This window comes from Sphingobium sp. BHU LFT2 (assembly GCF_018604485.1).
GTDB lineage: Bacteria > Pseudomonadota > Alphaproteobacteria > Sphingomonadales > Sphingomonadaceae > Sphingobium > Sphingobium yanoikuyae_A.
In genome coordinates this window covers 170,640-183,799 of record NZ_JAFCGW010000009.1, presented here as the reverse complement: position 1 = coordinate 183,799, position 13,160 = coordinate 170,640, and the positions used below count along the sequence as shown (strand labels likewise).

The window sequence follows — 13,160 nt, the reverse complement described above, 5'->3', positions numbered from 1 at the left end:
CGGACGAGACAGTCAAGCGGTCAGGAAATCGACCATCGCCTGGCCCAGTTCCTTGCGGGTCACGGCGTTCATATGATTGCCCGGAATCTCGACATAGCGGCCGTTGGGCAGTGCATCGACCAGTTCCTGCGCAATCCCATTATCCTGATCGTCGGCGCCGCAGATCACCTCGGTCGGCTGCTGGAAGCCGGCAATGGTCGCCTCGTCGGTATCGACGAAGGTATTGAGGATATGCAGCATTGCCACCGGGTCGCCCTTGGTAGTCTTGAGGAACGCCTCGGTCATCCATTCCGACGTGCCGCGCTCGAACGTGCCGAGATTGGTCAGCACCTTTTTGTAATAGCCGCCCTTGTCGAGCGTCTTGGTCAGCCCGCGCAGGCCCATGCCAGCCAGAATCACCCGGCGCGGGGTCGCGCCGCGGGCCAGCATCCGCACGGTCGTGCGCGCGCCCAGCGAATAACCGCCCAGATCATAGTCGGTGAGCCCCATCTGCTCGACCAGCGCGAGATTGTCGTCGGTCAGCGCATCGGCCGGATAGGCGGCTGGATCGTGCGGCTTGCCGCTTTCGCCATGGCCGCGCAGGTCCGGCATGATCAGGCGGAAACCCGCCTCCACCAGCTTGGCGGCATGACCGTAGCGGATCCAGTTGGTCCAGGCGTTGGAGAAATAGCCGTGGATCAGCACCAAATCGCGTCCCTGTCCCACGACATGCACCGCGATCGGCAGGCCGCCCAGGCCCTTGATATCATGGCGTTCGATCTGCAGGTCGGTCATTGTGCTGGTCCTTCGGGGCTTGGGGCCTCGCCGATAGGATCTCCGCCGCGCCCGCGCAAGAGCGCGATCAGGGCAAGGGCGCTGCCGATCTGGGCGGCGGCCATGTCCTTCTGCGGATCCCACACATCGCCCTGCTGGCCATTATAATAATCGGCGGTCTCGCCGGCGGCGATCACCGTCAGCAGCCATTCGAAAATCTCGTAAAGCGCACTGCCAAGGCCGATCGCGGCAAAGGCGAAGGCCAGGCTCCAGCCATGGCGCAGGCTGCCCTTGCGTCGCGCAATCTCCGCCACCGGTGCGGTCAGCAATGCCCCAAAGGCGAAATGGACGAGCCGGTCATAGGCATTGCGATGGAGGCCAAGCAGGCTGGAAATATCATGTCCGCTGAGCATCCGCGCCCAATCGTCATAGGGCACATAGGAATAGATCCAGCGCGCGCCGAAGGTGTGGAGCAGCAGGAACAGCCAGATGCAGCCGACCGATCCGGTCGAGAGCGGCCAGCGCCGCAGCAGCCAGGGCGCGGCAAACGTCAGTAGCAACGTCGGCCCATGCTGCAACGGGGCAAGGTCGGGAAAGGGCTGCGCGACATTGGCCAGCCCGATCGCCACCAGCAGGGTGGCGATCATCCGGCGCTGCGCGACAGGAAGGGCTTTCCATGTCGCGACAGCGCCGGAGATCATGTGCAGGCTCAGCCCTTCTTGAGGTGGCGACGGCCCAGCAGTTCGGCGATCTGCACTGCGTTCAGCGCCGCGCCCTTGCGCAGATTGTCGCTGACGCACCACAGGTTGATGCCGTTCTCGATGGTCGAATCCTCACGCACGCGGCTGATGAAGGTCGCGAAATCGCCGACGCATTCGATCGGCGTGATGTAACCACCGTCCTCGCGCTTATCGACGAGCATGATGCCCGGCGCCTCACGCAGGATGTCCTGCGCTTCCTTGGCCGAGATCTCATTCTCGAACTCGATGTTAATCGCTTCGGAATGGCCGACGAACACCGGCACGCGCACGCAGGTCGCGGTCAGCTTGATCTTGGGATCGAGGATCTTCTTGGTTTCCGCGACCATCTTCCACTCTTCCTTGGTCGAACCATCGTCCAGGAAGACGTCGATGTGCGGGATCACGTTGAAGGCGATCTGCTTGGTGAACTTCTTCGGCTCGGCCGGATCGCCGACGAAGATGTTGCGCGACTGCTCGAACAGCTCGTCCATGCCTTCCTTGCCGGCGCCCGACACCGACTGGTAGGTGGCGACGACGACGCGCTTGATCTTGGCGGCGTCATGCAAGGGCTTGAGCGCCACGACCATCTGCGCGGTCGAGCAGTTGGGGTTGGCAATGATGTTCTTCTTCACATAGCCATCGATCGCGTCCGGGTTCACTTCGGGCACGATCAGCGGCACGTCCGGGTCCATGCGATAGAGCGACGAATTGTCGATCACGACGCAACCGGCCGCCGCCGCCTTGGGCGCATATTCGGCGGTCGGGCCGGAACCCGCAGCGAACAGGGCGATGTCCCAGCCGGTGAAGTCGAAATGTTCAATATTCTTGCATTTGAGTGTCTTGCCGGTGTCACCGAAATCAATTTCGGTGCCCTGCGACCGGGGCGATGCAACCGCCGCGATCTCGTCAATCGGGAATTCGCGTTCGGCGAGAATGGTCAGCATCTCGCGGCCCACATTACCGGTGGCACCAACGACGACGACCTTGTAACCCATGACTTAACACTCCACTCCATGCAGTATTGCGGGGTGGCGCATAGCGCAGTGGCGCGATTTGTCCAGAAAGAAGGGCTATTGCCAGCGATAGTCACGGGGTGGGAGGTGGCGCCGGCACGGCCGACGCCACCCATCCCTTACTCCTCACGCCCGGCCTTCACTTGGCCGGATCGACACCTTGATCGCGCAGGAAATTCTCGATCGTCGTCCAGAGGTGAACGCTGATCTTGGGACCGCCGACGCGGTGCGTCTGCCCCGGATAGACCATCAGTTCGAACGGCACGGCCGCGCCCTGCATCTTGGCCATCAGCGCGGTGGAATTGTCGAACACGACATTGTCGTCCGACATGCCGTGGATCAGCAGCAGCGGATCCTTGATCTTCACCGCATCATCGACCGCATCGGAGCCCGGATAGACGCTCGCTTTGTCCTGCGGCTGGCCCAGATAACGTTCGGTATAATGGGTGTCGTAAAACTCCCACTTCGTCACCGGCGCGCCCGAGACGATCGCGGCGAACGTGCCCGGCGCCTTTTCCGCCAGCTTCAGCGACATATAGCCGCCATAGGACCAGCCATAGGTGGCAATCCGCTTGGGATCGACGAAGGGCTGGGCCTTCAGCCATTCGACGCCCTTCAACTGATCGTCGACCTCGACCGTGCCCATGGCCCGGTGGATCTGATCCTCGAACGCCTTGCCGCGATCGGGCGTGCCGCGATTGTCGATCGAGAAGACGATCCAGCCCCGGTCGACCAGATACTGGTTGAGCGCACCGCTCCAGGTGTTGGTCACCTGGCGCCCGGCACCCGGACCGCCATAATGGATCATGAAGACAGGATAGCGCTTGCCCGGCTGCATCGGCGGGGTCAGCATCTTGGTGTAGAGGGTGCTGCCATCGGCCGCCTTGACGGTGCCGAAAACGGTCCTGGCATGGCTCGCCAGATAGGGCGCATAGGGATGATCGCCCTTCAGCGCATTTTCCGAAATCCACTGCAGCTGCTTGCCGCTGCTATCAGCCAGATAGACCTGCTTGGGCTGGTCGGCATTCTGGCGCGAGACGACGATCCGGCTCGCCGCACCATCCATCACCGCATCGTTCCACCAGCCCTTGGCAGTCAGCGCCTTGAGTGGACCGGCCTTGGCAAGCGACGCGACATAGAGCTGCTGTTCCAGCGGCGTGTCGCGATTGCCGGTGAAATAGACCAGGCCCTTGTCCTCATCCACGCCAACGATATCGCGTACTTCCCATTCGCCGCTGGTCAGCGCAGTCCATTTGCCGCCCCGCACATGATAAAGATGGCCATGGCCGGTCTTTTCCGACCACCACAGAAAACTGCCGTCGCTCAGCGGCGTGAAATTATTGCTGAGGTTGATCCAGCTCTTCGACGTTTCGGTCAGGACGATCTTTGCCTTGCCGGTCGCCGGATCGACCGCGAGCAGGTCGAGGCGCTGCTGATCCCGGCTTTCGCGCTGGACATAGAGCGCCTTGCCATCCTTCGACCAGTCGACGCGGGCGAGGTAGACATTCTTGTCCGCACCCAGGTCGACCTGCACCTGGCCTGAGCCGTCCGCCTTCATGACGAAGAGGTCGACGATCGCGTTGGGCGTGCCGGCGGCGGGATAGCGCTGCTGATAGACCTTGGTGCCCTCCCCGCCAATCGCGGTGCGGGTGACGATGCCGACCGGGCTTTCATCGACCCGCGCCACGGCGATCTGTGCATCGGTAGGCGACCACCAATAGCCGGTGCGCCGGTCCATCTCCTCCTGCGCGACGAATTCCGACACGCCCCAGCTGACAGTATCGCTGGCGCCTTGGGTCAGTTGCTTCTCGGCGCCGTTCATCGGCTTCACGAACAAATTGCCGCCACGCACGAAGGACACGAAACCGCCCTTGGGGCTGACCACGCCGTTGAGTTCGCCGTCCGGCGTGTCGGTGAGACGGGTGACCTTGCCGTCGAGCGCGGCAAGATAGAGATCGCCGTCGACCGGAACCAGGATGGTCTTGCCATCGGGCGACCAGTCATAGCTGGTGATGCCGGTACTGCCAGCGACCGAGCGGTCGCGTTCGCGCTGCATCTTTTCCGCTTCGCTCAGTTCCGCGCCGCTGCCGGTCTTCTTCGAATCCACCAGCATGCGTTCGGCGCCGGTTGCGGTGTCGATCGCCCACAGGTCGAGCCGCTCCTTCTCATCGGCGCGCGGCTTGAGCAGGGTCACCAGCTTGCCGTCGGGCGAGAGCTTGAGAGCACGCGGCTGCGGACCGGCAAGGTCGGGGCTTGCGAACACCCGCTCCAGCGTCAGCTTTTGCTGCGCCTGCGCGGTGGTGACAGGAAGCAGCAGCAAGGCGCCCAACGCAGCGCCGGCCTTCAGATATGGGGACATGCTCATCCTTTCCGGGCAGCACCCGATCGGGCACCACAATATCGGCCGGGCTTAGCGCGATGCGACGGAAAAGATCAATCGGTTGGAAGAATATGTCCCCCTTCCACCGGCCTCCCTGACACTCAGACCAGTCCATTCCGCACCTGCCATTTGCGCGCAATCACCGGCCAGTCGGCGAAGGGCTGGGCCGGGTCGCCGCGCAGGCCGACGCCATGACTACCTTCGTCGAACAGATGCATGTCGATCGCCCCCTGCGCGGCCCGCACCGCGCCGAACAAGGTCAGCGACTGGTCGACCGGGACGGTCCGGTCATGGACCGAATGGAACAGGATCATCGGCGGCGTGGTCGACGCCACGATCTTGTCCAGCGAATAGGCCGTAATCTGGGCGTCAGTCGGATCGTCGCCGATCAGCGACCTTCGGCTGCCGCCATTGGTGGCGCCGGCCATCGTCACCACCGGATAGAGCAGGATCGCCCCGTCCGGCCGGGCCGACAGATGGTCCGCACTTTCCGCCATCGGATAGATGCGGTCGTTGGGCCGCATGCACAGGCTCCCGGCCAGATGACCGCCTGCCGATCCGCCCAGCACCAGCACCCTCTGCGGATCGACGGTCCAGCCGCCGCTGCGCCCGGCCCGGATCAGCCGCATCGCCCGCTGCGCATCCTGCAGCGCGACATCGGCGCCCGCTGCCCAGCGATCGGCCGGCAGGCGATAGCGCAGGACGAAGGCATGGATACCCATGTCGGCCATCCAGCGCGCACACTCATAGCCTTCCCGATCGATGCCGACCCGCGAATAGCCGCCGCCCGGTATGATCAGCACCGCCGCCCCCGTGGGCTTGGCCGCCGCGAACCAGGACAGGGTCGGCCGCGTCACATGGATGCCAACGCGATAGCGATAGCCCAGCGTGTCGATCTGGTCGTCCACCACTTCAGTGATGGCCGGTATCTTGCCGCCCGGCACGCCATCGGGCCAGAGCGGGATGATCTGCGTCGGCTCGTCGGTGGCCGCAGAAAAGCGGCCGAACAACGGTGAACTTGCCACCGCCGCCAGAAATTCGCGTCGACTGCCGATCATCCCGTCTCCCTTTCAGTTCGTGACCTGCGTCAGATAGACGCTGCCGGTGGTGCTGTTCACATCGGTCGGCGCGGCCCCATAGATGATGTCGGTGTCGGCCGACAGCGGCACCGTGGCAAGCCGGGTTATGGCCTTGCCGGGCGCGAGGTCGGTGATCGTCCAGCCGGACGCCGTCGACGTCTTGAGCCCCTGTCGCAGCCCTTCGCCGGTGGTAGCGAAATAGACGCGGACCTCCGCCGCCGTGCGCGATATGCCCAGCGCTGCGGGCACATTGTTGCTGGCCGTGTAGATTTTTTCCCGACTGGTCCAGCCGGAGCCGCTCCAGCGCACGCGCCACACATCGAAATTGGCGTCGCCGCTGCCGTCGGTCGGACGATAGCGATAGGCGATGGTCGGCTGATTATAATCGTCAAGCGCCAGCTTGGCGCTCTGCAACCCCTTGAGCGTCTGGTCGGTGGTGAAGACCTCGCCCGACTGGAGCGGCAGGAAGAAGAGCTTGGCATTGGCGAGGCCCACCGGCAGCGTCGCCGCCGTGCCATCGGCATAGCTCCAGCCGCCGCCGGTCGGCGAATAGCGCAGGTAGCTGCCATAATGGCGCAGCGACCGGGGCAGCGACTTGGCCCATTCCCACAGCAGATGGACGCTGCCGTCGCTGCCGAATGTCATGTCGTCGGGATAGACGACCGCGTCATTGGCGGCAGCAAAGGTACCGACATGGCTCCAGCTGCCGCTGCTGCCAGACATCGCCCAGCGATACAGTTCGCCTTCGCCATCATAGGTCGCCGCATCATAGCTGCGGATCATCAGATAGACGTCGCCATTGGGCGCCCGCTTGGCCACCGGATAGGTATAGAGGCCGGTGGCAGGGATATCGGTCTGGCGGGTGAAGCTCATGCCACCGGGCGCATCGGCGCGGAAATAGCGCATGCCGTCCGACAGATTATGCATGTCGGCCCAGACATGCAGCATGCCCGCGCCATCGACCGCGATGGTCGGCTGCTTGTGGCCGATATCGTCCGCCTCGGTCCAGACCGTGCCATCGGGATTGCGCAGCACGGCGAAGGTCCAGGTGCCGCTCGTGTCGCGCTTGCCGATCTTCACCTCGTGGCTGCCGGCCGCGCCGGACGCGGGCGGGCTGTCGAAGGCGACATAGAGCGTGCCATCGGGCGCCAGCGCAATCGGCACCCACCAGGCGGCTTGGTTGGAGGAATCCGCGTCTCGCGGTACCCGCTCGACGCTGATACTGGCGGCGAGCGCAGCGGCCATCGGCTCTTCCGCCGTCGCCTGGAGCGGGCTGCCCAGGCTGACCCAGTTGGCGATGGCGCTGGTCGCCGCCGCACCCGTGCCGGTCGTTGTCGCATCACTCAGCAGCAGCGCGGCCGACGCCGTTCCGGCAAGGGCCAGTCCCCCTGCCAGTCCATAGAAACGCTTCATCTTCCTCTCCCACTTGTTGTTATGCGTGGACGAGTTGGCCTTCCCCATTGGATCGGCGCGCACTGCGCAGCGCCAGGAAGGCAAGCAGAAAGGCGATCGGATGGAGCAGCGCCATCAAGAGGAAGCTGCGTTCGAACGCGCCGCCCGCGACAAGCTGGCCAACCAATTGGGTCGAGAGCAGGCCGCCAAGCCCGCTGCCCGCCGCGACCACGCCGAACACGGTGGCGACGATACGGGTGGGATAGAGATCGACGATCAGCGTGCTGATATTGATCTGGAACACCAGATGGGCGAAGGCCACGGCCGAGGCGAGCGCGAACAGGATCGGCAGGGCCGGATGGCTGGCCGCGATCGCGCCGAGCGGCGCCACCAGCGCGGCCGCACCCATCACGATGATGCGGCTGGTTGCCGGCGCCACACCGCGCGCGATCAACCGGCTGGAGAAGAAGCCGCCGCCGATGCTGCCAAGGTCGGCCGCGAGATAGACGATCCACGCCATGGAGGCGGCCGCGATCAGGGTCAGGCCATAGATGTCCGTCAGATATTTGGGGAACCAGAAGAGGTAGAAATACCAGACCGGATCGGCGACCGCGCGGGCGCCGGCGAGCAACCAGACCGACCGGTCGCGCAGGATACGGGCCCATAGCGCGCCCTCGCTGATCCGCTCATCCTTGGCTTCCGGCGTGCTGCGTGGATAGACTGTCAGCCAGACGACCAGCCAGACAAGCCCCGCCGCGCCGGTGGCGATGAACGCCGCGCGCCAGCCGAAATGCAGCGCGATGCCGGCGATCAGCGGCGGCGCCAGCGTCGCGCCGATCATCGCGCCGGCCGTATAGATGCCGAGCGCTATACCCCGTTCCTTGGGCGGAAAATGTTCCGAAACCGCCTTGGGCCCGGCGGTATAATTGCCGGCCTCTCCCAGCCCCAGCGCGAAGCGCGCCGCGCCCAGCTCCCCTGCCGACCGGACGAAGCCGGTCAGCAGGTTCGCCAGCGACCACCAGCCCACGAACAGCGCTAACGACAGACGCGTGCCCAGCCAGTCGGTCACCCGGCCGGCCATCAGATAGGCGAAGGTATAGGCAATCAGGAAAGCCTGAACGACGCGCGCATAGGCAATGTCGTCCATATGCAGGTCTTGTTGCACCGTCGTCGCCAGGATCGAAAGCGCCTGCCGGTCGAGATAGTTGATCACGGTCGAGGCGAACAGCATCGCCAGGATCGCCCATCTGATCTTGCGGGCCTTCCCCTCGATCATGCGGTGGCGGCCTCCATGCGCGCGGCGATCGCCGACAGGCCGGCAAGCGCGGTGCCGTCGCCCGCCGCCTTCTCGGTCGCGATCCCCAGGCGATCGCAGACCCGGCCATAGAGATCGACCAGCAGTTCCGCGCCGACCAGGACGATGGTGTCCACCGCCATGCCCCGCGCACGATGGGCAGCGACCGCGTCGCGGACCTCCGCAGCGATCATCAATCCGGACAGGAAGGAAGGCGCGGCGTCGCTGGTCAGTTCGCCCATCAGGATACGGCTGCGCAGCGCGAACAATCCATGCTCGATCGCCAAGGTCGGATCATCGACCACCAGCCCGGCACCGACATCGAAGGCGGCGATGTCGGTCGGCGCGGCCGGATCATAGGGCTTTGCCAGCGACCGACCGAGCAGGCCATAGGCAAGCAGCAGCTCGCGCATTTCCCCCTGCATCGAGGTAACGAAATCCAGCACCGTCCGTCCCTGTGTCCGCGCCCATTTGGCATGGGTGCCCGGCAGGCAGATCAGCCGTTCGGCATCATCATCTGCCACGCCCGAAAGCCAGCCGAACAGTTGCACTTCCTCGCCGCGCATCACGTCGGGCTGGCCGAAGATGTTGCGGCACGACAGGCCCGGCACGATCGCCACCGGGCATCCCGCCGCCTCGAACCGCAGCAGCGCGCCGGCCATCGCCTCTGGCCCGGCGGGGCAAGGCAGATAGGCCGCCTCACGCCAGCCGATGGTCGACCCGATCATGCCCGACAACAGCACCGGCATCGGACCATGACGGTCGATCCAGTCCCCTGCCGCCGCGCGGAAGGCGGTTTCATGATCGGCCACATCCTTGGCGCCCTTGCCACGCACCGTCTCGACCGGGATCAGCCGCCCCTCCTCCACCCGGCACAGGTGGAGGCGCATGTTGCTCGATCCCCAATCGCCCGCGATCAGCATAGTCATCCCGTCCTCAGAACTTGAAGTTGGCGCCGATGGCGAAGCGGCGGCCCTGCTCGGCATAGAGGGCGATCGCTTCGGGCGCGCCGGTATAGCGGATCTGCTTCTCGTTGGTCAGGTTGCCGGCCTCGGCATAGATACCGAAGGCGCCGAAATCATAGCGGATCGATGCGTCGATCGTCTCATAGGGCTTGAAGAAGGAGCCTTCGCCACCCGCCGTCACGCTGTCGAGATAGCCCGAGCGATAATTATAGGCGACGCGCAGGCCGAACCCGTCCTTCTCATAATAGCCGACCAGATTGGCATTATGCTTGGACAGCCCTTCCAGCGGCAGGGTGGCGCCGGTGCGGGCATTCACGAACGGCGTGCTGCTGTCGATATAGCTGTAGTTCGCCAGAATGCCGAAGCCGCTGGCAAAGCCATCCAGGAAGTTGAACGGCAGCTGCAACATCACTTCCGCGCCCTTGAGCTTGCCGCCCTCGCCATTGACCTTGCGCGTGACCAGGAATTGCTGGGTCTCGCCCGGCACATCCTCGAAGGTCGAGCGGGTGGTCAGGAAGGAGCCGATATCCTTGTAGAAGAGGCCGACCGTCAGCGCCGATCCCTGGCGGAAATACCATTCCAGCGACACGTCATACTGATCCGCACGGAAGGGCTTGAGGTTCGGATTGCCGCCGGTCCCGGTATAGACGATGCGGTTGAGCAGCAGGCCGGGGCTCAGATCCTGCGAGTCCGGCAGGCTGACGACCTTGGCCGCACCGACACGGGCCACCAGCTTGTCGGTCAGGTCGAATTTCAGCACCGCGCTCGGCAGCCAGTCCTCATAGGAGGGCGAGGCGGTGACCGGCTGGAACGTGCCGTCGGCGCGGCGCAGCGCGGACACCGCATCACGGTCGGTGCGGGTGTAACGCAGGCCGATATTGCCGGAGAAGGGAATGCTGCCAAGATCGCCCTTCAGATTGAGCTTCACATAGCCCGCCTTGGTGACTTCATCGAGCTTGTAGGAGGCGGTGGGGTCCAGCACGCGCGGCGTGCAACTGCCCAATATCGCCTCGCAGGCAAAGTCCGCGCCGGTGCCGAACGGATTGCCGACCAGATAGGATTGGGCGAAGGGCGCCTTGCCACCCAGCAGATCGGGGAAGCTGCCGACCTCATAGAGCGCCGCATCCCGATCGGTCAGGCGGACCGAGGAGGTGAGCTGTGACAGCAGCGAATTGCGCGCGGTCTTGAGCTTGGCGATACGGCCGCCGACCTCGAAGGAGTCCAGCACGCCGCTTTCGATCGCATAGCGCAGATCTACCCGGCCGGCATATTCCTTCGCATTGGATTCAAAGCGGTTATCGAAGAAGTTGGAATAATTGTAGAGCGACGGATCGAGCAGGTCGACGCCCGACGGCAGGGTCAGTTGCGGCACACCGCCGCCGGTGAAATCGAACGAGGTCAGATAGGATGCCCGCGTCTGGGTGCGGACATAGGTCTGGTTGTAATTGAGCTGGGCGTCCGAATAGCTGCCCTCTGCCTTGATCGTCCACGGCCCCTTCTCATAACGCAGGTTGAGCGCGCTGGAGAGCGAGTCATCCTTGATCGTCAGCCGCTCGTCATTGCCCTGCAGCGGCCGGCGGACCGTGCCCGCGACCAGCACCTCATTGGGCGAGAAGCTGTAGTCGACATAGTCCGCGCCATTGCTGGTCAGCGCGACGGCGAACCAGTTGCGCCGGCGCTTGGCCTTGCCGGCGGCATAGACGGTGTCCAGCGACAGCTCCAGTTCGTCGGTGGGTCGCCATTGCAGCACGACATTGGCGCCCAGTCGCTTGCGCCGTTCGCGCAGTCGCTGATAGCGCAGATCGGCAATATAGGTGCCGGCCAGGCCGTCGCCATTGGGATCATTGTCGGCCACGCCATCGCCATTGGGGTCGAACGCGCCGGTCAGCGGCAGGAAGCCGGCGAAGCTGTTGAAGCTGTCTTCCTGGATCGGCCGATCGGATGCGGTCACATTCACCAGCACGCCGAACCGATCATCGAAATTGCGCGAATAGAGCAGCGAACCGCTGACACCCTTGCGGTCGAGCATGTCGGCATAGCTGCCTTCGATCCGGCCGGCGACCATCGTGCTCGGCGCGTCGAGCGGCTTGCGGGTGATGATGTTGACCGTGCCGCCCAGCGACCCGTCAATCTGGTCGGCCGACAGCAGCTTGGTGACTTCCAGGCGGCTGATCAGTTCGGCGGGATAAAGCGACAGCGGATTGAAATCGGCATCGGCCGGCACACCGGGACCACGGCCAAAGGGGCTAACCAGCGAGCGGCCATTCACCTCGGTCCGGTTCTGGCGCAGGCCGCGGATCGAGACGCTGGTGCCATCGCCCAGCGAGCGGCGGATCTGCACGCCCGATACGCGCTGGAGCGATTCCGCGATATTCTGGTCGGGCAGCTTGCCGACATCCTCGGCCACGATCGAGTCAACGAAGGTGACAGCCTGGCGCTTGGTCTCGATGCCCTTGCTCAGGCTCTGACGAATGCCGGTGACGACGATATCTGCGACCGCGCCGTCCGCCGCCTGGGCGGGCTGCGGCTCTGCGGTTTCCTGGGCGGCTACGATCGTCGGAAACGCGGCCGTGGTGGCCAGTACCAACAGGCTCGCGCATTTTGCTACCTTGCGCATCTTCATCCCCTCCTGTGCGAGCATTGTGCTTCTGAGAGGGAAATTGTTGCACAATTAGCGACGTGTCAATCCCGAAATCTGAAATTTGTTGCTTCTATATCGATTTAATTGGCCAATTTTGCTGAATAAAATCGATATCGCGGCATATTTGTATCACATGAAGCAACACCTACTCTCCGATGCGCTGCGCCGCCTCGCGCAGGGCCTCGACGAGCGGCGCCGTCGCCCCCTCGGGAATCCAGCCGGACATGGCAATGCCGGCATGGACCGGATCGCCCATCGACACGGACACGATATGATGGTCGCGCTCATCCGCCACATGGACGCGCGCATAGCCCAGCGCACGAACCTCGCTCAGCTTGGCGAGCAGGCTGTCGGTGCCGTCCGGGAACATCGGAATGTCGCGCCCTTCATACAGCTCGCGCACATCCACATCCTCCAGTTCCGCGAGCAGCGCGATGCCGATGCCGCTGGTCGTCGCGGGCAACAGGCCGATCCGGCCCAGGCCGCGCGACGCCTCGATCCCCGGCGGGGCGTGGAAGAGATAGGAGACACTGTCATTCCACAGCACGCCCATCGCCACCGTATGGCCGTAGCGGCGCAGCTGCTCCAGTTCCGGCAGGGCGCGACGGATCAGGCCCGACGCGAACAGGCTCTGCGCCGCCAGCACATGCATGCCCGGCCCGGCGGTATATTTGCGGTTCGCGGTCTGTCGCGCGATGCCCAGATAGGCCAGCGTCTTGAGCAGGCGGTTGATCTTGGTCGGATCGGAATCCAGCTGTCGCGCCAGTTCGCGGCAGCCGATCGGCTCGGGCGAGGAAGCGAGCGCCTGAAGCGTGGTGATCCCATCGATCAGGCTCTGGTTGGGCTGGGCGTTGATTTTCGTGCGCATGGCCGTTTCTAGCGTCCGACCATGGCGTTTAGCCA

General features: G+C 64.3%; 10 protein-coding genes. All 10 read right to left on the bottom strand.

Going from position 1 to position 13,160, the window contains the following annotated elements; translation table 11 throughout:
* Window positions 1-12: 12 nt before the first annotated feature.
* Window positions 13-774, bottom strand: a complete 762-nt coding sequence (locus tag JQK15_RS17235; protein WP_214866596.1) for an alpha/beta fold hydrolase — start codon at window positions 772-774, stop codon at window positions 13-15.
* On the bottom strand, window positions 771-1,454 hold the full coding sequence (locus tag JQK15_RS17230) for a DUF2238 domain-containing protein (RefSeq protein ID WP_214866595.1): 684 nt from the start codon (window positions 1,452-1,454) through the stop codon (window positions 771-773). Before JQK15_RS17230 ends, JQK15_RS17235 begins: the two co-directional genes overlap by 4 nt.
* Window positions 1,455-1,462: 8 nt before the next feature.
* Window positions 1,463-2,488, bottom strand: a complete 1,026-nt coding sequence (locus JQK15_RS17225) for an aspartate-semialdehyde dehydrogenase (protein ID WP_004207185.1) — start codon at window positions 2,486-2,488, stop codon at window positions 1,463-1,465.
* A 157-nt stretch (window positions 2,489-2,645) separates the two neighbouring features.
* On the bottom strand, window positions 2,646-4,865 hold the full coding sequence (locus tag JQK15_RS17220) for a S9 family peptidase (RefSeq protein ID WP_214866594.1): 2,220 nt from the start codon (window positions 4,863-4,865) through the stop codon (window positions 2,646-2,648).
* Between the two features lie 122 nt (window positions 4,866-4,987).
* Window positions 4,988-5,944, bottom strand: coding sequence for an alpha/beta hydrolase (locus tag JQK15_RS17215; protein ID WP_214866593.1), 957 nt, complete (start codon window positions 5,942-5,944; stop codon window positions 4,988-4,990).
* Window positions 5,945-5,956: 12 nt separating this feature from the next.
* Window positions 5,957-7,378 (bottom strand): BNR-4 repeat-containing protein, encoded by a 1,422-nt coding sequence (locus tag JQK15_RS17210; protein WP_214866592.1) that lies wholly within the window; start codon window positions 7,376-7,378, stop codon window positions 5,957-5,959.
* A gap of 19 nt (window positions 7,379-7,397) precedes the next feature.
* A complete protein-coding gene (locus JQK15_RS17205; RefSeq protein WP_214866591.1) occupies window positions 7,398-8,633 on the bottom strand; it encodes an MFS transporter in 1,236 nt (411 codons plus the stop codon).
* Window positions 8,630-9,580, bottom strand: coding sequence for a 2-dehydro-3-deoxygalactonokinase (locus tag JQK15_RS17200; RefSeq protein ID WP_251007826.1), 951 nt, complete (start codon window positions 9,578-9,580; stop codon window positions 8,630-8,632). The genes JQK15_RS17205 and JQK15_RS17200 overlap by 4 nt, the downstream gene beginning before the upstream one ends.
* 7 nt (window positions 9,581-9,587) lie before the next feature.
* Window positions 9,588-12,233 carry a TonB-dependent receptor gene (locus JQK15_RS17195; protein WP_251007825.1) on the bottom strand — a complete coding sequence of 882 codons (2,646 nt, stop codon included), beginning with the start codon at window positions 12,231-12,233 and terminating at the stop codon, window positions 9,588-9,590.
* A 169-nt stretch (window positions 12,234-12,402) separates the two neighbouring features.
* Window positions 12,403-13,125: an IclR family transcriptional regulator gene (locus tag JQK15_RS17190; protein ID WP_214866589.1), complete on the bottom strand. Its 723-nt coding sequence runs from the start codon at window positions 13,123-13,125 to the stop codon at window positions 12,403-12,405.
* Window positions 13,126-13,160: the final 35 nt, after the last annotated feature.